Annotated in this window: 22 protein-coding genes; 9 read left to right on the top strand and 13 right to left on the bottom strand. The window is 65.6% G+C overall.

The window, feature by feature from the left end; translation table 11 throughout:
* The first annotated feature begins 13 nt into the window (after positions 1 to 13).
* The 5 genes from M8312_RS07230 (at position 14) to M8312_RS07210 (ending at position 5,483) form a co-directional block, all read left to right on the top strand.
* Positions 14 to 799 (top strand): succinate dehydrogenase iron-sulfur subunit, encoded by a 786-nt coding sequence (locus M8312_RS07230; RefSeq protein WP_250119689.1) that lies wholly within the window; start codon positions 14 to 16, stop codon positions 797 to 799.
* A 75-nt stretch (positions 800 to 874) separates the two neighbouring features.
* Positions 875 to 1,342, top strand: coding sequence for a PaaI family thioesterase (locus tag M8312_RS07225; protein ID WP_250119688.1), 468 nt, complete (start codon positions 875 to 877; stop codon positions 1,340 to 1,342).
* Complete coding sequence (gene zapE / locus M8312_RS07220; RefSeq protein WP_250119687.1) at positions 1,339 to 2,448, top strand: cell division protein ZapE; 1,110 nt, start codon at positions 1,339 to 1,341, stop codon at positions 2,446 to 2,448. Before M8312_RS07225 ends, zapE begins: the two co-directional genes overlap by 4 nt.
* A gap of 338 nt (positions 2,449 to 2,786) precedes the next feature.
* Positions 2,787 to 5,066: a ribonuclease R gene (gene rnr / locus M8312_RS07215; RefSeq protein ID WP_250119686.1), complete on the top strand. Its 2,280-nt coding sequence runs from the start codon at positions 2,787 to 2,789 to the stop codon at positions 5,064 to 5,066.
* Positions 5,067 to 5,123: 57 nt separating this feature from the next.
* Complete coding sequence (locus M8312_RS07210) at positions 5,124 to 5,483, top strand: hypothetical protein (RefSeq protein WP_250119685.1); 360 nt, start codon at positions 5,124 to 5,126, stop codon at positions 5,481 to 5,483.
* Here the strand turns inward: M8312_RS07210 and rsmD are convergent.
* Complete coding sequence (gene rsmD, locus M8312_RS07205; RefSeq protein WP_250119684.1) at positions 5,480 to 6,016, bottom strand: 16S rRNA (guanine(966)-N(2))-methyltransferase RsmD; 537 nt, start codon at positions 6,014 to 6,016, stop codon at positions 5,480 to 5,482. The two genes, M8312_RS07210 and rsmD, sit on opposite strands and share 4 nt — an antisense overlap.
* Positions 6,013 to 6,807 (bottom strand): pseudouridine synthase, encoded by a 795-nt coding sequence (locus M8312_RS07200; RefSeq protein ID WP_349773297.1) that lies wholly within the window; start codon positions 6,805 to 6,807, stop codon positions 6,013 to 6,015. The genes rsmD and M8312_RS07200 overlap by 4 nt, the downstream gene beginning before the upstream one ends.
* Positions 6,808 to 6,866: 59 nt before the next feature.
* Between M8312_RS07200 and M8312_RS07195 the strand changes: the two genes are divergently transcribed.
* Positions 6,867 to 7,349: a response regulator gene (locus M8312_RS07195; protein ID WP_250119683.1), complete on the top strand. Its 483-nt coding sequence runs from the start codon at positions 6,867 to 6,869 to the stop codon at positions 7,347 to 7,349.
* Here M8312_RS07195 and M8312_RS07190 read toward each other — a convergent pair.
* Entirely contained in the window at positions 7,346 to 8,488 is a 1,143-nt protein-coding gene (locus tag M8312_RS07190; RefSeq protein WP_250119682.1) for an aromatic ring-hydroxylating oxygenase subunit alpha, read from the bottom strand. The two genes, M8312_RS07195 and M8312_RS07190, sit on opposite strands and share 4 nt — an antisense overlap.
* A 68-nt stretch (positions 8,489 to 8,556) precedes the next feature.
* Here M8312_RS07190 and M8312_RS07185 point away from each other — a divergent pair, with 68 nt between their 5' ends.
* Positions 8,557 to 10,317: an AmpG family muropeptide MFS transporter gene (locus tag M8312_RS07185; RefSeq protein WP_250119681.1), complete on the top strand. Its 1,761-nt coding sequence runs from the start codon at positions 8,557 to 8,559 to the stop codon at positions 10,315 to 10,317.
* On the opposite strand, the gene M8312_RS07180 is transcribed toward M8312_RS07185, so the two are convergent.
* From M8312_RS07180 to M8312_RS07165, 4 genes are read right to left on the bottom strand one after another with little or no spacing between them, the layout of a single operon-like run.
* The gene (locus M8312_RS07180; protein ID WP_250119680.1) at positions 10,314 to 11,609 is read right to left on the bottom strand and encodes a bifunctional folylpolyglutamate synthase/dihydrofolate synthase; all 1,296 of its coding nucleotides are present in this window, start codon (positions 11,607 to 11,609) and stop codon (positions 10,314 to 10,316) included. The genes M8312_RS07185 and M8312_RS07180 overlap by 4 nt on opposite strands.
* A complete protein-coding gene (gene accD / locus M8312_RS07175; protein WP_250119679.1) occupies positions 11,609 to 12,463 on the bottom strand; it encodes an acetyl-CoA carboxylase, carboxyltransferase subunit beta in 855 nt (284 codons plus the stop codon). Before accD ends, M8312_RS07180 begins: the two co-directional genes overlap by 1 nt.
* Positions 12,464 to 12,512: 49 nt before the next feature.
* Positions 12,513 to 13,187 (bottom strand): orotidine-5'-phosphate decarboxylase, encoded by a 675-nt coding sequence (gene pyrF, locus M8312_RS07170; protein ID WP_250119678.1) that lies wholly within the window; start codon positions 13,185 to 13,187, stop codon positions 12,513 to 12,515.
* Complete coding sequence (locus M8312_RS07165) at positions 13,184 to 13,474, bottom strand: LapA family protein (protein ID WP_250119677.1); 291 nt, start codon at positions 13,472 to 13,474, stop codon at positions 13,184 to 13,186. Before M8312_RS07165 ends, pyrF begins: the two co-directional genes overlap by 4 nt.
* A gap of 43 nt (positions 13,475 to 13,517) precedes the next feature.
* On the opposite strand from M8312_RS07165, the gene M8312_RS07160 reads away from it, so the two are divergent.
* On the top strand, positions 13,518 to 14,954 hold the full coding sequence (locus M8312_RS07160; RefSeq protein ID WP_250119676.1) for a serine hydrolase domain-containing protein: 1,437 nt from the start codon (positions 13,518 to 13,520) through the stop codon (positions 14,952 to 14,954).
* A gap of 3 nt (positions 14,955 to 14,957) precedes the next feature.
* On the opposite strand, the gene M8312_RS07155 is transcribed toward M8312_RS07160, so the two are convergent.
* Positions 14,958 to 15,188 (bottom strand): hypothetical protein, encoded by a 231-nt coding sequence (locus M8312_RS07155; RefSeq protein ID WP_250119675.1) that lies wholly within the window; start codon positions 15,186 to 15,188, stop codon positions 14,958 to 14,960.
* A 72-nt stretch (positions 15,189 to 15,260) separates the two neighbouring features.
* Between M8312_RS07155 and M8312_RS07150 the strand changes: the two genes are divergently transcribed.
* Positions 15,261 to 15,758: a hemerythrin domain-containing protein gene (locus M8312_RS07150; RefSeq protein WP_250119674.1), complete on the top strand. Its 498-nt coding sequence runs from the start codon at positions 15,261 to 15,263 to the stop codon at positions 15,756 to 15,758.
* Here M8312_RS07150 and M8312_RS07145 read toward each other — a convergent pair.
* The 5 genes from M8312_RS07145 to M8312_RS07125 all read right to left on the bottom strand — a co-directional run bounded on the left by M8312_RS07145 (position 15,748) and on the right by M8312_RS07125 (position 21,119).
* Positions 15,748 to 16,161: a DUF6356 family protein gene (locus M8312_RS07145; protein ID WP_250119673.1), complete on the bottom strand. Its 414-nt coding sequence runs from the start codon at positions 16,159 to 16,161 to the stop codon at positions 15,748 to 15,750. The genes M8312_RS07150 and M8312_RS07145 overlap by 11 nt on opposite strands.
* Before the next feature lie 150 nt (positions 16,162 to 16,311).
* Positions 16,312 to 16,857: a L,D-transpeptidase family protein gene (locus M8312_RS07140; protein ID WP_250119672.1), complete on the bottom strand. Its 546-nt coding sequence runs from the start codon at positions 16,855 to 16,857 to the stop codon at positions 16,312 to 16,314.
* A gap of 169 nt (positions 16,858 to 17,026) precedes the next feature.
* Positions 17,027 to 17,269: a glutaredoxin domain-containing protein gene (locus M8312_RS07135; protein WP_250119671.1), complete on the bottom strand. Its 243-nt coding sequence runs from the start codon at positions 17,267 to 17,269 to the stop codon at positions 17,027 to 17,029.
* A gap of 56 nt (positions 17,270 to 17,325) precedes the next feature.
* Positions 17,326 to 19,698 carry an ATP-dependent helicase gene (locus M8312_RS07130; RefSeq protein ID WP_250119670.1) on the bottom strand — a complete coding sequence of 791 codons (2,373 nt, stop codon included), beginning with the start codon at positions 19,696 to 19,698 and terminating at the stop codon, positions 17,326 to 17,328.
* A 1,001-nt stretch (positions 19,699 to 20,699) separates the two neighbouring features.
* Positions 20,700 to 21,119: a DUF3597 domain-containing protein gene (locus M8312_RS07125; RefSeq protein ID WP_250119669.1), complete on the bottom strand. Its 420-nt coding sequence runs from the start codon at positions 21,117 to 21,119 to the stop codon at positions 20,700 to 20,702.
* Positions 21,120 to 21,122: the final 3 nt, after the last annotated feature.

The following is a 21,122-nucleotide window of genomic DNA, read 5'->3' as shown; positions in this document are numbered from 1 at the left end:
TCACGAGGATTTCATGGCCGAGTTCACGCTTCCGAAGAACAGCGTCATCAGCAAGAAGGGCAAGAGCTTCAAGGCTCCGCCCGGCGCCAACCGCGTGAAGTCGTTCAAGGTCTATCGCTACGACCCGGACACGGGGCAGAACCCGCGCTACGACACCTATGAGGTGAACCTTGACGAGTGCGGGCCGATGGTTCTCGACGCGCTCATCAAGATCAAGAACGAGGTCGATCCGACCCTGACGTTCCGGCGGTCGTGCCGCGAGGGAATCTGCGGCAGCTGTTCGATGAACATCGCGGGTCGCAATGGCCTCGCCTGCACCACCGCCATCGAGGACGTGAAGGGCGAGGTGCGCATCACCCCGCTGCCGCACTGCGACGTGATCAAGGATCTGGTCCCCGACTTCACCCACCTTTACGCCCAATATGCTTCCATCCAGCCGTGGCTGAAGACCGCGACACCGGACCCGAGCGGCAAGGAGCGCCTGCAGAGCCCCGAGGATCGGGAAAAGCTCAACGGGCTGTACGAGTGCATCCTGTGCTTCTGCTGCTCGACCAGCTGCCCAAGCTACTGGTGGAACGGCGATCGCTTCCTCGGGCCGGCGATCCTGCTCCAGGCTTATCGCTGGCTGGCGGACAGCCGCGACGAGATGACCGGCGAGCGTCTGGACCAGCTGGAGGATCCGTTCCGGCTGTATCGCTGCCACACGATCATGAACTGCGCCAACGTCTGCCCGAAGGGGTTGAACCCGGCCAAGGCGATCGCGGAAACCAAGAAGCTGATCGCCGAGCGCGCGGCCTAAGCGGGCGGCTTTCGCGCCGGTGGCCGCCGGCGCATATGTTGCACCCGCTCACAACGGCGGTTAACCCCCGCGGCGATGGACGCACCTGAAGATCTGCCAAACCGCCCTTCCGGCGCGCGCGAGGACCCCGAGCATCCCGGCTGGTACAGCTGGGTCGACCTGCCGCCCGACAGTTTTGCGGCCCAGGTCGGCAAGATGATCTTCCGTCCCGATGGCGAGGGCCGGGCGGTGGTGCGGATGTTCCCGACAGAGAAGCACCTCAACCTCGGCGGCTCGCTTCACGGCGGCATGGTGATGAGTTTCATCGACATGGCATTGTTCGGCGGCGGACGTTGCGCCGGAATGGCGCGCGCCCATTATGTGACGCTGGACCTCACCACCCATTTCCTCGCGCGGGGCGAAGCGGGCAAGCCGCTCGACTGCCATGTCGAACTTATCCGGCAGACTCGCGGTCTGGCCTTTCTGCAAGGCGTGGTGCGGCAGGACGGAGACGCTTGCTACAGCTTCACCGGAACGTTGAAGAAGTTGCGCGAGCGGACATGACCGGTCCGGTTGCGGCCGCGTACAGGGCTCTGCTGACCGCTGGTGAACTGAAGGCCGACCCCGACCAGGCGCGCGCTGTCGCCGCGCTGGACCGGCTGGCGGCCGACCTGCAGCAGCCAGCGCCAGGTCTATTGTCCCGGCTGTTCAAGCGGCAACAGCAACCAGCCTGTGGCGTCTACCTGTGGGGCGGCGTGGGGCGCGGCAAGTCGATGCTGATGGACCTCGCCTTCGAGCATGTGCCGGTCAGTCCGAAGCGCCGGGTCCATTTTCACGCCTTCATGCTCGACGTGCACCAGCGCATTCGCCGCTCCCGCGAGGAGCAGCCAGGTGATCCGATCCCGCCGGTCGCCGCCAGCATCGCTTCCGAGGCCAAGCTGCTCTGCTTCGACGAGATGGTGATCAACAACACCGCGGACGCGATGATCCTCTCGCGGCTTTTCACGGCCTTGCTGGAACAGGGCGTGGCGGTGGTCACAACGTCGAACCGGCCTCCTCAGGACCTCTACAAGGATGGGCTCAATCGCGAGCTGTTCCTGCCGTTCATCGATCTTGTCGAGCAGCGGATGCAGGTCGTCCCGCTCAATGGCCCCGTCGATTACCGGCTCGACCGGCTGGAAGGGGTCGAGACATGGCATGTGCCAAACGGGCCGGCGGCAACCGCCGCGCTCAGCCGCGCCTTCTTTCAGCTGACGGACTATCCCGTCGAGGATCGCGCCAAGGTCCCGACCGAGGAACTGGACGTTGGCGGCGCTCGGACCCTGCACGTGCCCAAGAGCCTGAAGGGGGTGGCGGTTTTCTCGTTCAAGCGGCTGTGCGGCGAAGCGCGGGGCGCGGCGGACTATCTCGCGGTGGCGCAGCGGTTCCACACGGTGATCATCGTCGGCATTCCGGTCATGGGTCCCGACAAGCGCAACGAGGCAGCGCGGTTCGTTACGCTGATCGACACGCTGTACGAGCACAAGGTCAAGCTGCTCGCCGCAGCCGATGCGGAGCCAGAGGAGCTTTATACGGCGGGAACGGGTGCATTCGAATTCCAGCGCACCGTCAGCCGTCTTCAGGAGATGCGCTCGGCGGAGTATCTGGCCCAAGGACACGGGATCAGCTGAGCGGCACAAATTGACGGCGGCGGCGATGGTTGGGCGAATGACTCTCAACAATGAGGCATTCGCCCAACCAGCGCAGCCGCCGACGCTCTGCTCACCGAGGCCAAGAGCCTGGTCGAGCAGGCGCGAACGTGCAAGTGGGACCGGCGAGCCCGCGACATCCCGGTGGCGGTGGACCGGCGTGGGAATAAGGGACGCACCGACAACGGCAGCGCCTGGACCAGTCAGCCGCACCTCGTTGCGGCCGAGTAGGCGAACGCCGGCGGCTCAGCCTGTTCACAAGGGCGTGCGACAGGCGTTGAGGCTTGCTCCGGGGGGATGGAGCCGCCACTTGAGTCCGGATGCCCCGCAAAACCACTGCCCCCGGACTGCCTAGCCGCCAGCAGATCCTCGTCTTCATCACCTCGTCCGGACAGCCCGCCGGAAAGCGTGAGATCGCGCGGGCCTTCGGGCTCCACGGGCACGACAAGATCCTGCTCAAGGCGCTGCTCAAGGACATGGCCGACGAGGGGCTGATCGACTCGGCACCAGGGCGCGCCTTCCATAAGTCAGGCGGGGTGCCCAAGGTCACCGTGCTTCGGGTGGTCGAAGTGGGCGACGGCGCCGTGGCCGTACCGGACAACTGGCAGGGAGATGGACCGCCGCCGAAGCTGCGGGTGCTGCAGCAGGGGCGGCGCTCGGCGCTGGCGCTGAACGACCGGATCCTGGCGCGCACCGAGGAGCGCGGAAACGGGCATGTCGCACATCTGATGAAGAAGCTGCAGCGCTCGGCTGACCTGATCCTGGGCGTGGTGCATGAGGATGAGGACGGAAGGCGCTGGTTGAAGCCGGTCGACAAGCGCGAGAGGCGCGAGCTGCCGATCAGTGAATTGGGCGAGGCGCAGACGGGCGACCTGGTGCTTGCGGAGCCGAGCGGGCGGCCGCCGCGCGTGTCGGCACGGGTGGATGCGGTGCTGGGCGATCCCTTCGCTCCGCGCAGCTTCAGCCTGATCGCGATCCACAAGCACGGGCTGCCGCACGAATTTCGGGATGAGACCATCGCCGAAGCGCGCCAGGTTTCGACCCTGGCGCTGGGACAGGATCGAGAGGACCTGCGGCATCTGCCGATCGTCGCGATCGATCCGGCGGACGCGCGCGATCACGACGACGCGATCTGGGCTGCCCCCCGCGAAAGCGGCGGGTGGGACGCGATCGTCGCCATCGCGGACGTCAGCTTTTACGTTCGACCGGGCAGCAGCCTCGACCGCGAGGCGCGGCGACGCGGCAACAGCGTCTACTTTCCCGATCGCGTTGTCCCGATGCTGCCGCACGAACTGTCGAGTGACATCTGCTCGCTGAAAGAAGGCGCGGACCGGGCGGCGCTTGCCTGTCACCTGCAGGTCGCTGCGGACGGTAGCTTGCGCACGTGGCGGTTCAGCCGGGCGGTGATCCGGGTCGCGGCGAACATTGCCTATGAGGATGCGCAGGCCGCCATCGATGCTTCGGGCGAACAGCGGGTGGAGGTCAGTTCGTCACCCTGCTCCATGCCGGAGGTGGAGGGCGCCGTTCCGGCCGAGCTGGTGCGGACGGCGTTGCGACCACTGTGGGCCTGCTGGCGAGCATTGCTGGCGGCGCGGGAGCGACGTGAACCGCTGGAGCTGGACCTGCCCGAGCGGCAGGTTGTGCTTGATGAGAAGGGACGGATCGCGTCGGTGGCACCACGCGAGCGGCTCGACGCGCACCGGTTGGTCGAGGACTTCATGATCGCGGCGAACGTCGCGGCGGCGAAAGCGCTCGAGGCCAAGAAGGCACCCGTCATGTACCGTGTGCACGAGACGCCCAGCCGCGAGAAGCTGATTGCGTTGAAGGACTATCTCAAGACGTTCGACCTGGAGTTCGCGCTTGGCCAGGTGGTGCGACCGGCGACCTTCAATCGGGTAATCGAGCGCGTGGGGGACAGCGACGCCCGACCGGAGATCATGGAGCAGCTGCTGCGCACGCAGATGCAGGCCCGCTACGCGCCGGACAATCTTGGCCACTTCGGGCTGTCGCTGGGCAGCTACGCCCACTTCACTTCCCCGATCCGCCGCTATGCCGACCTGCTGGTGCACCGAAGCTTGGTGCGGGCCTATGGCTTGGGCGAGGGGGCGCTGCCAGCGGACGACGTCGAGCGGTTCAGCGAGATCGGCGAGCAGATCTCGATGCTGGAGCGGCGGGCGATGGAGGCGGAGCGCGAAACCATCGATCGCTATGTCGCGGCTTATCTCTCGGACCATGTGGGGCAGCTGCTCGACTGCCGGATCACCGGCGTGCAGCCGTTTGGATTCTTCGCGACGGTTGATGGGCTCGGTGGGGACGGCCTGGTCCCGGCGGCTCAGCTGGGGACGGAATATTACCGCTACCAGGAGGATGCGCGGCAGCTGATCGGCGAGGAGAGCAGGGAAACCTACCGGGTCGGACAGCGGCTGCAGCTGCGGCTGGCGGAAGCGAACCCGGTGAGTGGCGCGCTCAAGTTCGAGTTGCCGGAAGGGAACTATGGGCGTGGTCCCGGGCCGCGCAAGGATCGGGTGCGGCGGCCGCCGCCAATGGGGAGGCGCGGGCGGCCGGCCAACATTCGGCATCAGGGTCGCAAGAAGCGCTGACCTTGCCGAGCGCGGCTGCGCGCGCGATAGCTTGCTGCAGCGAACAGGAGACGAGATTTGGCCAAGGAAAAGAAGAGCGGAAAGGCCAAGGCCCCGAAGGCGGCCAAGGGCGCCAGGAAGAACGATCGGCTTGAAGTGGTCGACGGCGGTGACGGCAAGAAGAAGGGCAAGAAGCACAAGGGCGGCGAGCACGGGCTGGAGGCGATTGCATCCAAGGTGCTCGATCACCCGCTTGTGAGCGATCTGCTTGCCGTGGGTGCGCTGGCGGCGGTGGCGGCCATTGCCGAGAGCGGAAAGGCCGATCCGGCCAAGGCCAAGAGCAAGGATGCGGTCAAAGCGGCGGGCAAGGCCGCGGCCGCAGCGATCGGAACCAGGCTGCTGAAGGAAGTGACCGGCGGCGGCGCCAAGAAGGCTTAAGCTGGCCGCCGCAGCAAGGTCAGGCGAGCGCGGCCGGTGTCGCGCTCCCCCAGGAGTTCATACTGGCTCGCGTCCACCGAGTCCCCGCGCTGCGTTTCGATCGCCAATATTCCTCCTTGGGCAAGCCACCCGCCCGCAGTGACGGCGTGCGCGACTTTCGTGCCCGAACCTTCGCCATAAGGAGGGTCCGCGAGGACGAGGTCGAAAGGTTGCCGCGGCGGTAGGCGCTCGGCGGAAGTCGCCAGCAGTTCGATGCTGACGCTGAACGTCTGGCTGTTACGTTCAATGGCCTTTCGCGCGGCGCTGTCCGTCTCGACGAACAGCGCGGTCGCTGCACCCCGCGACAGCGCCTCGAAGCCGAGCGCGCCAGAACCCGCATAAAGGTCCGCGACGCGCAGATCGTCGAAGCTCCCGAGCCTGCTCGTCAGCATGCTGAACAGGGTTTCGCGAGTCCGGTCGGCGGTCGGGCGGGTCGTGGCGCCCGCTGGTGCGAGCAGCGGGCGTCCGCGCCACTTGCCAGCGATGATCCTCACTTCAGCGAGGCGCGGAAGCGGAACAGGTCCTCACGCGGTACTTCAGCGACCTGGCCCGGCTCCAACTCATCGAGCGCGAGTGGACCGTAGCTGGTTCGGATCAGCCGGGAGACCTGCATTCCGAGCCAGGCCAGGACGTTGCGAACCTCCCGGTTCTTTCCTTCGGTCAGAGCCATCTCGATCCACACGTTGGCGCCGGTGCGCCGCTCCAAATTGGCGTCGATGCTGCCGTAGCGGACCCCCTCGATCTCGACGCCTTCGCTCAACCCTTCGAGCTGTTCCTGCGTCACGTCGCCAAACGCGCGGGCGCGGTAGCGGCGGACGACGCCGGTCTTCGGGAGTTCGAGCTGGCGCTTGAGCTCACCGTCGTTGGTAAGCAGCAGCAGTCCCTCGGTCATGAAATCGAGCCGGCCAACCGGCATCACTCGCGGCAGCCCGGGTGGGAGGCGGTCGTAGATCGTCGGGCGTCCCTTGGGATCGTTGGCGGCGGTCAGGCAGCCCGCGGGCTTGTAGAATCGCCACAGCCGCGCGCTCTCCGGTGGGCGGACGGGCTTGCCGTCGACGGTCACGCCGTCCAGCGCTTCGAGGATCGTGGCAGGTGTATTCAGCACGTTGCCGTCCAGCGCGATTCGCCCTTCCGCAATCATCCGTTCGATTTCCCGGCGAGAGGCGACCCCTGCGCGAGCGAGCAGCTTGGCGATGCGTTGCGGTCCGGCACTCGGGACGGACGGCTTGCCGCTGGGCCCAGCGGCTGCCGAACCGCCCTTTTTCTGTGTCCGCTTTTGCGGCACAGGTGCGGCTCTCGTTCGTTCCGGGGGCAAGTTCAATTCCTTGAGACAGGGGTGCCTGGGTGCTGTTCAGCAAGCGCAAGCGGATCGTCAAGCGCATCCTCATCGTCGAGGACGAGCCGCTGGTCGCGTTCGACAACGAAACAATGGTGACGGACGCCGGTTACGACGTAGTCGCGACCATTGATACGCATGCCGAGGTGCTGCGGGTCCTCGACAGCGAGTCCGAGCGGCTTCCGTCGGGCGGCGACGAGGACGAGGACCCGCGCGGCGTCGACCTGATCCTTACGGACATCAGCCTGGCAGGCGACCAGGATGGCTATGCTGTCGCGCGCGAAGCCCGCAAGCGCGGCATTCCGGTGCTGTTCGTCAGTGCCACGCCGCCCGAAGGCGCGGAGGAGATCGCGCTTGGCTATATGCTGAAGCCCTATCAGGAGCGAACACTGCGGGCTGCGCTTCGCGAAATCGAAAAGCGGCTTGCCGGCGAGCGCACCAAGAAGGTCGATGGAATGGTGCTCTACGACGCGGCGCCGGGGCCGGTTTAGTCGAGCGCCTCGTCAAGCAGGCGGTGGAAGTCCGCAATGCCGGACTCGAGCGTGCCGAGCGTCACCTCCTGGATCAGCCCCGATGCGAGGCCTTGGTGGCATAGCGCGGCCGCGCGAAAGTCCTCGGCCCCGAAGGTGCCGCCATCGAGCAGGTCCCAGCTCTTGCGCCAGTGCGCCTCGGCTTCGTTGGTCTGCGGTGGCTCCGGAATCAGCATGAGATCCTCGACCCGCGTGTGCCCGACGTCCTGCGGATAGCAGAGCAGGACGTTGATGTAGTCGGGCGAGACGATGATCACGCTGTTCGGGAAGAGGTGGTAGGTAAAGGTCGCGGCGCGGCGGATCTGCGCCCAGTCGTCCGGGTCGAGGCGCGCGAGATAGTCGGTGCGGCCGACGACGGCGCGCTGGTGGCGACCGATCCGGTCGGCCACCGTGATTCCGTCGGCGAAGAAGGTCGCGATGGTTGCGGCGTGAAGACGCTGGACATGGTAGCTTTCGAGGAAGGCGTCGATCACCAGCTTCCAGTTGGCGGCGACCTCATGCGTGCGTCGCTGGTAGAGGTGCAGGCCGGACAGCCCGAAGGCCTCCATGTCCGCCTCGAGCACGCTCACTCCGGAGAAATCGCAATCAGGATTGCGCGAGAACCAGATCAGGCCGCCGCTTTCCATCGCGGCGAAGCGGGCGAGTGGCATCGTTTCCTTGACCAGCCCCGGGAAGCAGTCCGGGCGAGGCACGGCGGCAAGGCGGCCGTCGGCGCGATACGCCCAAGCATGATAAGGGCAGACGATACGGGCGGCGGGGACCGGTTCGTCGGCTTCCAGCAGGCGCGTGCCGCGATGCCGGCAGACGTTGGCGAGCACGTGCACCTGTCCGTCACCGTCACGGCTGACGATCAGCGGAAGGCCGTAGTCGTCATGGGTGACCGCCATGTTGGCACGCGGCAACAGCGCCGAGGGACCTAGCAGCAGAGGCTCGTTTGCGAAGACGGTGGACTGCTCGCGCCGGAAGCGGTCAGCGTCGGTATAAAGGCTGGCCGGAAGACGCTTGACGCCAGCGCCGAGCATGGCCTCCCCGCGAGCGAGCTGGCCCACCAAGTCGTGCTGGCCGGCGGTCGGCCGCGATGAACGGAGCGGTGCATCCATCGCAACGGACAGTGCGCCTGTTGCACGGCCCATGCAAGCGGGTAGGGTCGGAGCCGATTTTTCGGGAGGTGACTGTGGCGGGTGCGGCAACAACGGCGGACGGGAAGCCGGAGAGGCCAAAGGGCTGGCGACTGCTCAAGATCGCGCTGTCCAATCGCAAGTCCGCCACCATGCTGGTGTTCGGCTTTTCCTCCGGCCTTCCCTTTGCCCTGTTGATCGGGACGCTGAATGCCTGGCTTGGTGAAGTCGGAGTCAAACTGGCGACGATCGGCGTGCTCTCGTGGATCGGGCTGAGCTATTCGTTCAAGTTCCTCTGGTCGCCGCTCGTAGACCGCTTTCCGCTGCCGGGGCTTGATCGGCTGGGGCAGCGCAAGAGCTGGATCCTGCTCTGCCAAATCCTGCTGGTGCTGTCCTTCGGGGGGCTGTCGCTGACCGACCCGACGACGGCGATCGGCAACTTTGCCCTGTTCGCCTTCATGGGGGCGCTCGCTTCAGCGACGCAGGACATTGCCATCGACGCCTGGCGGATCGACCAGGCGGACGAGGAAAGCCCGATCGAGTTGATGTCCGCGCTGAACCAGTTCGGTTTTCGCACGGCGTCGATCGTCGGCGGAGCCATCGCACTGGTGCTGGCCGCGCGGATGAGCTGGCCGAGCGTCTATCTGGTCATGGCGGGCCTGCTGCTGCTCGCGGCCTTCGTCACACTGCGCGCTCCCGACAAGCAACGTTCCGAGCGTTCGGCCATGTATGCCGCCCTTGCGGAGCCGGGCGCGCTGAGCCCCGCCATGCGCGGCCTGGCCATCGGTATCGTCGGGGTCAGCTGGGCCTGGGCGATCCTGTCGGTGGTCCGTTTCATGGTCTCGATGTTGAGCACGCCCGCGGGGACAACGCCCCCGTCTGTGTCCGACTTCACCAAGGCTTATGGCCCGTGGATCATTGTTGCCACAGTGTTCGTGCCGCTGCTCGTCGCCGCGACCAACAACTGGATGAAGGCAAACAGCCGCGGGGTCCTGACCAGCGCGGACACCCGGACCGGCCCCGGTCGAACCGTCGCCAACCACCTCTACTCGGCGCTGGTCGCGCCGCTGGCGGAACTGTCAGGCCGGCTTGGCATGGGCACCCTGATCATCATCGGGTTCATCCTGACCTACGCCCTTTGCTACAACATCTGGGCGAGCTTCGCTTACCCCTTCTACCTCGATCACCTCCACTACACGAAGGATGAGGTGGCGTTCGCGTCCAAGATCTTCGGCATCGTCATGACGATGCTGGGCATCGCGCTGGGCGGCGTTCTGTTCGCGCGCATCGGCCGATTCCCCACCGTCTTTCTGGGCGCGCTACTGCCGCCGTTGGGCAACCTGCTTTATGCCGATCTGGCCGAAGGCAGCCCGATGATCGATGCTTTCTCCCGCCTCGTCGGGCTCGATGCGCTTGCGGTGGCGCTGGGCAGTAATGAGCGAATGGTGCAGCTGCTGGTCGCGATCTGCTACGAGAACGTGACCACCGGCTTGGCCCTGACTGCGTTCGTCGCTTACGTGTCGAGCATCGTCAGCAAGGAATATGCGGCGGTGCAGTACGCCCTGCTATCCTCCCTGCTGTCGCTGGTGGGCACCTTGGGTCGCGGCGTGACTGGGGAAGCGTTCGACCGCTTCGGCTATCCGCTGGTATTCCGCTGGACCGCGGCCACGGCAGTTCTGTCGGTGCTCTTCGTGGTGCTCGAATGGGCGCGGGTCAGCGCGCGCGAGCGTCGGGAGCGGGCCGAGCTGCAAGGTGACGAAGGCACGAAAGCGACCGAGGCGCTTGGCGAAACGGGGGAGCCTGCCCGTTAGTCGGGAAGTTCTCCGTTGAGTGCGAGTACTTCGCCAGCGAGGTAGAGGGAGCCGGCAATCAGGATCGGCTCATCGGCAGGAATCGACGCGATCGCAGCGGTGACGTTCGGGAATGCTTTGGCAGCAAGACCCAGATCGCGGGCAATGGTGGCGAGCACCTCCGGATCCTGAGCCAACGGGTGGCTGAAACCGACGCTGTGCACGGCCACTGCCACCTCACGAAGAGGTGAGAGCAGGCCAGCCGCGTCCTTGGTGCTCAGCACTCCGGTAATGAGGTGAAGCGGCCGACCGGCCGTCAGACCGGCCATGCTGGTCGCCAGCACTTGTGCCGCCTGCGGGTTGTGACCGCCGTCGAGCCAGACCTCGCGGGTGCCGATCAACGGGCCTGGAGCCAGGAGCTGGAGCCGCGCCGGCCATCGTGTGTCCCGCATGGCGGAGGCGAGCGCGTTGTCGTCGATCCGAAGGCGGCGCTGGTGCCGGAGCAGCGCGATCGCCAGTCCAGCGTTCATCAATTGATGTTCGCCCGCCATAGTGGGCAGCGGCAAGGTCAGTGAACCGGCGCCGTCGCGGTAATGCAGTAGCTCAGCCTCAACCCCGATGTGCCAGGCCTCACCTTGGGCCAGCACCGGCGCGCCCGCGGAGCGCGCGACGGCGGCGATGCGCTCACGGACGGGTGCATCGTAGGCAAGCGTCACCAGCGGCACGTCCTTTTTGGCGATGCCTGCTTTTTCGCCCGCGATATCTGCCAGCTTGTCGCCCAGCCATTGCTGATGGTCGAAGCCGAGGGCGGCGATGCCCGTGATCAGCGGATGGCCTATCAGGTTGGTGGCATCGAGCCTGCCGCCCATCCCGACCTCCAGCACGAGCGCGTCAGCTTGTGTCCGAGCGAAGGCGAGGAAGGCGGCGGCGGTGGTCACCTCGAAGAAGCTCGGCTCAATGCCCTGGCTCGCGTCCAGCACCTCGGCGAGCAGCGCCGCCAGAGCGGCGTCTTCGATCAGCTTTCCAGCCAGTCGGATGCGCTCGTTGAACCTGACCAGATGAGGCGAGGTGAAGACGTGGGTGCGATGCCCCGCCGCTTCCAAGGCTGTGCGGAGGAAGGCGCAGGTCGAACCCTTGCCGTTGGTGCCTGCGACATGGAAAACGGGTGGCAACCGGTCCTGCGGGCGCCCAAGACGGTCGAGGAGGGCGCTGATCCGCTCCAGGCCGAGGCGGTCGCCGCCGGGGCTGAGCGCCGCCAGCCGATCTAGCTGCGCCTGCACGCCCGGATGGTCCGAGCGGGCACCGTCGGCCATCAGGCGGCTTCCTGCTCCGGTGCCAGATAGGTGATGAGCCTGGCGACGGTGTCGCGCAGTTCGCCACGCGGCACGACCATGTCGACCATGCCGTGATCCCGCAAATATTCGGCGCGCTGGAAGCCTTCCGGCAATTTTTCGCGGATGGTCTGTTCGATCACTCGCTGGCCGGCGAAGCCGATCAGAGCGCCGGGCTCTGCCAGCTGGACGTCTCCGAGCATCGCATAGCTGGCGGTGACTCCACCGGTGGTGGGGTCGGTCAGCACGACGATGTACGGCAGGCCGGCCTCTCGCAATTGAGCGAGCGCGACCGTGGTGCGCGGCATCTGCATCAGGCTCAGGATGCCCTCCTGCATGCGCGCACCGCCGGCGGCGGTGAACATGACGTAGGGCGCGCGCGCCTGAAGCGCGGCTTTGACGCCGGCAACGAAGGCCGACCCTACGGCGACACCCATCGACCCGCCCATGAAGGCGAAGTCCTGCACGCCGACGATGGCCTCACGCCCGCCGATTGAGCCGCGGGCGTTGAGCAGCGCGTCCCGCTCGTCGGTCGACGTGCGGGCGGCCTTGAGCCGATCGACATAGCGCTTGGTGTCGCGGAACTTGAGAGGGTCCTCGCGCACCTCAGGGGAAGGGAGAAGCTCATACTCTCCATCGTCGAACAGGATGGAAAAGCGCTGGTTGGCGCGGATTCGATCGTGGTGATCGCAGCGCGGACATACCCAGAGATTGTCCTCCCACTCCTTGATGAAGACCATCGTCCCGCAGGTCTTGCACTTGTGCCACAGGTTCTCGGCCGCCTGCCGCTTGGGCAGGAAGGAGATGCTGTTGCGGACGCGGGTGAGCCAACTCATGGGCAAAATCTCTGTTTCAACGGTTGCGGCGGACTAACGCCGCTGGGGGTTAGAGGGAAGCGGCGATCGCCTTGGCGGCGGCGCCGGGATCAGTCGCTCCAGTGATCGGACGGCCGATGACAAGCATCGACGCTCCGGCGGCAAGCGCATCGGCCGGGGTCATGACCCGCTTCTGGTCGCCCGTGTCGCTGCCCACTGGACGGACGCCTGGAACGACGAAAAAGCCGCTCGGCCAGGCCGCGCGTGCTGCGGCGACCTCGGCCCCGGAGCAGACGATCCCGTCGCAACCGGCCGCCCGGGTAAGCTCCGCCAGGCGGCGGACCTGCTCGCCCGGTACACCGTCGACCCCGATGGAGGTGAGATCGCCTTCATCGAGGCTGGTGAGGACGGTAACCGCAACCACCTTGGTGTCAGCCGGAGCTGCGGCCCGGGCGGCCTCGAGCATCGCCTTGCCACCGGCCGCGTGCACGGTGAGCACGGCTGGGCGCAGCGGCGCGAGTGCCTCGACTGCCTTGGCGACGGTGTTGGGAATGTCGTGCAGCTTGAGGTCGAGGAAGATGGGGAGCCCCTCGACAGCAAGACCCCGCACGCCGCCGGGCCCGTTCGCAGCAAAGAATTCGAGGCCGAGCTTGATGCCGCCGACGTGCGGACGGGCAGAGCAGGCAATGCGCTGGGCACGTGCAAGGTCGGGCGTGTCGACCGCGACGAAAATCGGGCTGGTCATGCTGCGGTGAGGTCGTCGGTGGTGCCGGGGGCGGGCGGGTTGACGATTGTCTCGGGTGGACGTTGGGCGACGGCGATCCGCCGCTTCAGCGCCCAGATGCGGCCGCGCAGGACCAAGAATGTTGGAAGGAAGCCGATGAGGAAGGTGATCAGGATCAGCAGCGGGATCTTGATGTCCGCCTGAAACGGTCCCCACAGGTTGAGGGTGACGTCCGACCAGTTGTTTCGTCCGAGGATCGCCAGGAACACGGCGACGACCACCCAGAATAGCGTGCGCAGGAACTGCATGGCTTGGCTTCCTAGGACAGCCGTGGGGTCTTTTCCAGCTTCAGTGCGTTCGTCGCTGCAACCTGTCGCCCTGCCGCAGCCGTGCGGCGGGCCCGTTGAGCGTTTCCCACCTGACCGCCAAGAGATTGGTTCCGGGGAGGAATATACACTGAAGAAGACTAGCCTGCTGGGGGCGAGTGCGGTGCTGCTGGTCGGCGCCGCCATCGCCAGTGTCCGGGTCGTTGACAATGGCGCGGCGGCGCACGGGCGCGGCTCGCCGCCGGTTGCCGCGGCGAATCTGGCGCTCGCCAAGGTCTCGCCGGAGGCGCGGCGCGACATCAATTACGCGCAGCTGGATGCGCGACTGAAGCAGTTGGTGACCAAGCCTGGCATGGTCGGGCTGGCGGTCGGAATTGTTGAGAATGGCCGCATCACCTTCGTGAACGGCTATGGCGAGACCCAGGCGGGCACTGGCGACAAGGTCACTCCGCAGACCGTCTTCCGCTGGGCGTCGTGCAGCAAGGGCGTTGCCGCCACGATGGTCGCCAAGCTGGCCGAGCAGGGCAAGGTCAAGCTGGACGCGCCGGTCGTCAACTATGCGCCAGGGCTCAAGCTGCCCGCCGCCGCCGAATATCGGGCGACCGTCAGCGACCTGCTCAGCCACCGGCTCGGACTGCCCAAGCACAGCTTCGATAACAAGCTGGAAGAAGGCGAGCCGGTGCCGATGCTCAAGGCGCAGCTTGCGACCATCGGCCTTGGTTGTGCGCCGCACAGCTGTTGGAGCTACCAGAATGTCGCTTACGACGGCGCCAGCGACATTGTCGCGCGGGCGACTGGCAAGTCTTATCAAGAGACGGTTCGCGAGCAATTGTTCGGACCGATCGGAATGACCTCGGCCAGCATGACTCGTGAAGGGCTGATGTCCTCGCCCAGCTGGGCCCGGCCGCACAGCATCGGCCGCCGGCCGCTAGAGGTGACCGAACCTTACTATGACGTGCCCTCAGCAGGCGGGGTCAACAGCAACATCAAGGACATGGCGCTGTGGATGATCGCCCAGACGGGCGCGATGCCCAGCGTATTGTCGCCGCGGGTGCTGAACGCGCTGCACGCGCCGCTGGTCAAGACGCCGGGTGAGCGCGCGCGAATGCGCAAGTTTCTGGAGCGGCTGGGCGATGCCTATTACGGCCTAGGCTGGCGCAGCTATGACTATGCCGGGCACAATATCGTCGGGCACCGGGGCGGCATCAACGGTTATCGCTCCCTGATCCTGTTCGATCCGGCCAAGAAGAGCGGCGTCGTGGCGCTGTGGAACAGCAACACCAACCAGCCCGGCGGCCTCGAATTCGAGGTCATGGACATGCTCTACCACCTGCCGTTCCGCGACTGGCTGGAGCTCAGCAAGACACGCAGCCGATTGGTCGAACCGACGGACGACACCGAGGACAGCGGCAGCACGCAGGTGGCGTCGCGCAGTGGCGGCGGTCTCAGCCGGAGCCGCTGAGCCTCAGCGACCAGTTTGCTCTTGTAGTCGCTGGATCTGCGCACGCTGCCGGCGGCTCTCGATCCACCGCAGCAGCATGCCGACGATCGAGGCTGCCATTCCCGCGATCAGGGCTGGACGATGCCAGGAGGGGTCATTGGGCTTGGGCCAGGCGACCAGGCCCAGCAGGATCACGCTGACGATGGAGATAAGGTAGCCGATGCCGCGCATTGCTGCTCCCAATGTGACATCCATGTGAAAGGTTCGTCAGCGGAACAAGCGAGCGTGGGCGCCGGTTTCAACGGCTCGTATTCCAAGGAGGCCTGAATGCCCGACGCCGTCACCCTGCTCAAAGAAGATCACCGCAAGGTCGAGGATCTGTTCAAGCAATTCGAGGAAGCCAAGGGCGACGGCCGCAAGCGCAAGATCGCCGAACAAATTGCCGCCGAGCTGATCGTCCACACTCAGATCGAGGAAGAAATCTTCTATCCCGCGTGCGAGGGGAAGGTCGAGGACGCCGACATCAAGGAGGCCTATGTCGAGCACGATGCGGCCAAGGTCCTGGTCGCGGAGATCATCGCCGGCGGTCCGGATGACGACTATTACGAATCCAAGGTGCACGTGCTGCAGGAAGAGATCGAGCACCACGTGAAGGATGAGGAGCGCTGGCTGACCGGCGTGTTCAGCCAGGCCAAGCGGCACGGCGTAGACATGGACAAGCTCGGCGACGAGCTCGCGGCCCGCAAGGCCGATTTGATGGGCGGAATCGAGAAGAACGGCCTGCCCGAGATCAAGCTGTCGACGATGGAAGACGTCAAAGTCTAGTCGACGGGGTCGAGGTCAGGTTGCTGAACAGATAGGCGAGCGGCACGGCCAGGTAGGTGGCGGCGAGCGGCAGGAGCAATACCTGCCCGCCCGCTGCGATCATCATCACCAGCGGTGGAATGCACAGCAGCAGCAACATAGTCAGGACCAGCGGCCCGGACCCTTCGCGAATGGTGTCGGACAGACGCTCGCGCTCTCTGAACAGCCGGGTCAGCAGTGCGACCATGCAGCTGGTCGACCGACGGCAGAAAGCCGGAACCATGGCATGGATCAGGCAGGCAATGGCCGCCGCGAGCAGCAAAACGGACACGAGCGCCGCAAAGCGGAGGTGCTGGAAGTAGCTTTCACCGGCCTCTTGCAGGTGCTCGCGACTGATTACGACAACAGGAACACGGTCGCTCATTCCGCAATGCAATGCGGAAGACGGTGCCCGGGCAAGCCTCTGGGCGACAAGCGGGCGCAGCAACTCTCCCGAATGAAGCCGGCGCCGCGCGGGGGAGCGCGGCGCCGGCGGGTCGCGGCGGCAAGGGGGAGGGCCGTCGCTTAAGCTGCATCAGGCGCCGATAAGAACGGGCGTCCCGACGCTGGTCACCTGATAAAGCTTGGCCGCGAACGCGCTCGGCAGACGCACGCAGCCGTGGCTGGCGGGTTCGCCCGGGTTGCGGCCAGCGTGCAGTGCAATTCCGTAGGTATCGATCCGCTGCATGAACGGCATGGCGGCGTTGTCGTACTTCTTGCTGCGGTACATCGGCTGTTTTTCCAGCACGTTGAAGATGCCGGTCGGGGTGTCCTTGCCGGGCTTGCCGCTCGAGATGGTGGTGACTCCGACCAGGCGATCACCGCGATATACATATGCCATCTGGTCGGTCAGGCTGACGACCACGCGGGCGGGCCCGCTGCCAGGGTCGTTCGCCCAGACATATTGCCCGGGCTTGAGGACCTTGGGTCCGAAGGTGTCCATCATGTCCATTCGAGCGGTGTCGGCCGCACTGGCCGCCGCCATCTTAGCTTCTTCCGTTTCCATCGAGGCCGAGGCGGCAGTGGGAATTGAAAGGGCGAGCATCCCCGACGCCGCCAGCGCAATCGCTAGCTTGTTCATCTTTACACCTGCAAAATTCAGTTGACTTCTTTTGAAAGTAGAACGGAGCAGGTGCGCGACTGTTCCTGTGATGACGCTTGCGGAACGGAGATTCTCGTTGGAATGCAAGGAAAAGCCCCGCTTCCAAAGGGTGGAAGCGGGGCTTTTGAGAAACCAGTGCCGATTCGGATCAGACGTGGGCGCTCAGGAACTTCTCCAGCTCGGCACTGCCGCCGATCTGCTCTCCATCGACCCAGATCAGCGGTGTGGTTGCGACACCGTGCTCCTGCTTGAAGTCCTCGACCTCCTCACGGCTGGAAAGGATATGCTCTTCGACGTCGAACCCGTTCTCGTCGAGCAACTCCTTGGCGCGACGACCGAACGGACATTCGTGGTCAGGCAGGATCATTCGGTAAATGACGGCGGACGGCATAACGGGCTCCTTGATGGATTATCCCTATGCAGCGCGTCATCGCCGCCGCGGTTCCGTCAGCCCACGCTGACGAAGCTGTCGAGCACGCGCTTGCGGCCGGCGTGCTCGAAATCGATCTCGAGCTTGTTTCCTTCAATGAGCGCAATGGTCCCGTAGCCAAACTTGCCGTGGAACACGCGCTGGCCCAGCGAAAGGTCGTCGCGTCCCTTGTTGCCGAGGCTGACGGCGCTCGCGCGGACCTCCACGGGCGGTCGGACCACCCCCGCGCGGTGCGCTGGACGCCCAGTGCGGTCGTCGAGCTGGGCACGGAAATCCGACGCAGCGCGCTGGAAGCCCGGGCCCCGCGAGCTTGCACGGGCGACATGGGCGAACGGGTCGCCATACTCGCTCCACTGCGCCCGCCAGAGTGACTCACCGCCAGTCATGGTGGTTTCCTGCTCGACATGATCGGCCGGCAATTCGCTGATGAAACGGCTGGGGATGGAACTGGTCCATTGGCCATAGATGCGGCGGTTCGCGGCGTGGAAGATGGTCGCCTGGCGCCGCGCCCTGGTGATCGCGACGTAGGCAAGGCGTCGCTCCTCCTCCAGGCTGGCGAGGCCGCCCTCGTCAACGGCGCGCTGAGACGGGAAGACGCCTTCTTCCCAGCCAGCGAGATAGACGATCGGGAATTCCAGGCCCTTGGCGGCGTGGATGGTCATCACAGTCACCTTTTCACCGCCGCGGTTGGAGTCGTTGTCCATCACCAGGCTGACGTGTTCGAGGAAAGCGGAGAGATTTTCATATTCCTCCATCGCGCGGGCAAGCTCGGCGAGGTTTTCGAGCCTGCCCGCAGCTTCGGCGGAACGTTCTGCTTGAAGCATGGCGGTGTAGCCGGATTCCTCGAGCATCAGGCGGGCGAGTTCCGCATGCGGGGCTGAGCGGTTGGCGTGGGGTTCGGCCGGCACGTTTGCGCCGTCCGTCGCCGTGGAGAGATGCATTTGCCGCCAGCGCGCGAAGTCACCAACGAACCTGCCAAGACTGCGGCGCGCCTGCGGGGTCATTTCGTCGGAGTCGAGCATCTGCGCGGCGGCGAGCAGCAGCGGAAGGCCCGCGCCTCGGGCGTGGCGATGGATGGCGGCTACCGCCTTGTCGCCCAGCCCGCGCTTGGGTGTGTTGACGATCCGCTCGAACGCAAGGTCGTCGGCGGGCGACTGGATCAGTCGCAGATAAGCGAGCGCGTCGCGAATCTCGGCGCGCTCATAGAAACGGAAGCCGCCGACGATCTGGTAGGGGAGGCCGATGGCGATGAAACGCTCCTCGAATTCGCGGGTCTGAAAGGACGCGCGGACGAGGATGGCGACATCGTCGGGACTGCCGCCCGAACGCTGGTGGGCCTCGACGTCCTCGCCGACGCGGCGGGCTTCTTCCGGGCCGTCCCAGACGCCCACCACCTTCACCTTGTCGCCGGCGTCGACCTCGGTCCACAGGGTCTTGCCGAGGCGGCCGCTATTGTGGGCGATAAGGCCGCTGGCGGCACCCAGGATGTGCGGGGTCGAGCGATAGTTCTGCTCAAGTCGGATCACCGCCGCTCCGGGGAAATCCTGCTCGAACCGCAGGATGTTGGCGACCTCCGCGCCGCGCCAGCTGTAGATCGACTGGTCGTCATCGCCGACGCAGCAGAGGTTCCGCCGCGGTTCGGCCAGCATCTTCAGCCACTCATACTGGACGGCGTTGGTGTCCTGATATTCGTCGACCAGTATGTAGCGAAAACGCTCCCGATACTGCTCGAGCACGTCCGCATGGGTGCGGAACACCGTCAACATGTGCAGCAAGAGGTCGCCGAAGTCGCAGGCGTTGAGCGTTTTCAAGCGCTCCTGGTACTGGGCGTAGAGCTCACCGCCGCGACCATTGGCGAACGCCTCACTTTCGCCCGCGTCCACGTCGGCGGGGACGAGGCCCTTGTTCTTCCAGCGGTCGATGCAGGAGGCGAGCTGGCGGGCAGGCCAGCGCTTCTCGTCGAGGTTCGCAGCCGTGATGAGCTGTTTCAGCAGCCGCAGCTGATCGTCTGTGTCGAGGATGGTGAAGTTGCTCTGCAGCCCAGCCAGTTCGGCATGGATGCGCAGCATCTTGGCGCCGATCGAATGGAAAGTGCCGAGCCAGGGCATGCCCTCGATCGCGCCCCCACTGATACGGCTGACCCGCTCCTTCATCTCGCGGGCGGCCTTGTTGGTGAAGGTAACGGCAAGAATCTGGCTCGGCCAGGCGCGGCGCGTGGCGATCAGGTGCGCGAGGCGGGCGGTCAGCGCTGCCGTCTTGCCGGTGCCCGCCCCGGCGAGGACCAGCACTGGACCATCGGTGGTCAGCACGGCCTCACGCTGCGGCGCGTTCAGGCCTTGCAGGTAACCAGGCTCGGGTTGAGCGGCGGGAGCGAGTACGGGTTCGGACACTTTGCCGAGGTAGGGCGCGCGGAACGAAACGGCAACTTGCGAGAAAGTTATGGGAGCGGCATGTTACGCCCAATTTCCCCGTTATCCACAGCCTTGGCGCTTTCGATTCCGCTTTGCGCGACTCGGAAAGAGGGTCATCTTACAAGGGTGATCGGGGGCAGCAGCCCCGGCCGGAAGGGCCCGGAACCGCAAGGAACCGGAAACAACTGGAAGGGGACCAAGCATCCGATCTCCGCCGGCGAAGGCGCCGGAGTGGAATTCACGGGCACGAAGGCTTCCCCAGGATGCCGCCGGTCCCGAGGAGGATCTCCGGAGAGCGATGTCGGCAAGAGGCGCCGGAAGAGATGGTCTTCTTCGCTTCGCACGAATGACCGGTCTTCGGATCGAACAGGACGGCGAGACGAGCGATCATCCCAAGAAGGGCCGCGGAACGACAGGCGATGGTCTGGTGGTCGCAAGACGCCAGGCTCGGTCCGAGGCTCCGGCAAGTCTGGGTTGGACACCGCAAGGTCGAAGATCCGGACGGCAGGAGATGAAGACAGCCGAAGCGAAGTCACCACGCCGCAAGGAGAGGTGGCCGCAAGAAGGGCTTTCGCAAGGAAGCCTGGTAGGCGAGCGACGGCAGAACCGATTTCGACAGGGCAGCCTTTCGCAAGGGGGGCAGGCCAGTCGGGGCGGGGAGAAGGGCTTCCGATGAGGAAGCGACGCTTGAAACGAACGCGACGCCTGAGCTGGTATGCAAGGATCGTGAAAGGGGAGGGTCCCAAGGCCCAACCGCGAAGCGAACACCGGCTGATCCAAGACTCGGCGCAGTGGGGGCTGGCAGCGATGCCGGCCCCCATTTCGCGTTGTGGGTCCCCGCAGGCGGATGAGCGCGGTCGAAGTCGTGATAGCGCGAGCAACTACAGCCCGCAGGAGAGCCGGAATCTTGGGCGGCACTAACGATAAGGGCGGCGGCATCGCTGCCACCGCCCTCACCACACGCTTAATTTGACGAGGACCTAGTCCAACATGCTTTGCGGCACCTTGCCGCCATTGGCAGCGAGCTGCTTCATTGTTGCCTTGTGCAGCCAGATGTTCATCTCGGCACTGCCGTCGAGCTGGCCGGTGTAGCCGAGCTCCTTCGCCAGTTCCTTGCGGTTATCGAGGCTGGAATCGATGCCGAGCAGCTTCATCAGGTCGACGATCGACGTCTTGTAGTTGAGCTGCGGATTGCCCTTCTCCTGGGAAATCTGCTGCAACACCTGGTCGACATCGACCTGCTGTTGCTGCGGCTGCTGTGCCGTCGCGACTCCACCCTGCTGCTGCTGCTGCTGCGCCGGGGGGCCGCCAGCCATGCCGGCGGGGATCTGCGGACGCTCGGTCGGGGCGGCCGCCTTGTGACCGAAGATGGCGTCCTTGATCTTGCCAAAGAGGCTCATGGC

It is taken from the genome of Sphingomonas sp. KRR8 (assembly GCF_023559245.1).
Lineage (GTDB): Bacteria > Pseudomonadota > Alphaproteobacteria > Sphingomonadales > Sphingomonadaceae > Sphingomicrobium.
Note: the sequence above shows the minus strand (reverse complement) of the source record. Positions and strands in the feature narration are given on the sequence as shown.

Coding starts and splice junctions, on each gene's coding strand:
- M8312_RS07230 (WP_250119689.1), top strand. CDS start 14: ATGGCCGAGTTCACGCTTCCGAAGAACAGCGTCATCAGCAAGAAGGGC.
- M8312_RS07225 (WP_250119688.1), top strand. CDS start 875: ATGGACGCACCTGAAGATCTGCCAAACCGCCCTTCCGGCGCGCGCGAG.
- zapE (WP_250119687.1), top strand. CDS start 1,339: ATGACCGGTCCGGTTGCGGCCGCGTACAGGGCTCTGCTGACCGCTGGT.
- rnr (WP_250119686.1), top strand. CDS start 2,787: ATGCCCCGCAAAACCACTGCCCCCGGACTGCCTAGCCGCCAGCAGATC.
- M8312_RS07190 (WP_250119682.1), bottom strand. CDS start 8,488: ATGGATGCACCGCTCCGTTCATCGCGGCCGACCGCCGGCCAGCACGAC.
- M8312_RS07180 (WP_250119680.1), bottom strand. CDS start 11,609: ATGGCCGACGGTGCCCGCTCGGACCATCCGGGCGTGCAGGCGCAGCTA.
- accD (WP_250119679.1), bottom strand. CDS start 12,463: ATGAGTTGGCTCACCCGCGTCCGCAACAGCATCTCCTTCCTGCCCAAG.
- pyrF (WP_250119678.1), bottom strand. CDS start 13,187: ATGACCAGCCCGATTTTCGTCGCGGTCGACACGCCCGACCTTGCACGT.
- M8312_RS07165 (WP_250119677.1), bottom strand. CDS start 13,474: ATGCAGTTCCTGCGCACGCTATTCTGGGTGGTCGTCGCCGTGTTCCTG.
- M8312_RS07155 (WP_250119675.1), bottom strand. CDS start 15,188: ATGGATGTCACATTGGGAGCAGCAATGCGCGGCATCGGCTACCTTATC.
- M8312_RS07150 (WP_250119674.1), top strand. CDS start 15,261: ATGCCCGACGCCGTCACCCTGCTCAAAGAAGATCACCGCAAGGTCGAG.
- M8312_RS07145 (WP_250119673.1), bottom strand. CDS start 16,161: ATGAGCGACCGTGTTCCTGTTGTCGTAATCAGTCGCGAGCACCTGCAA.
- M8312_RS07140 (WP_250119672.1), bottom strand. CDS start 16,857: ATGAACAAGCTAGCGATTGCGCTGGCGGCGTCGGGGATGCTCGCCCTT.
- M8312_RS07135 (WP_250119671.1), bottom strand. CDS start 17,269: ATGCCGTCCGCCGTCATTTACCGAATGATCCTGCCTGACCACGAATGT.
- M8312_RS07125 (WP_250119669.1), bottom strand. CDS start 21,119: ATGAGCCTCTTTGGCAAGATCAAGGACGCCATCTTCGGTCACAAGGCG.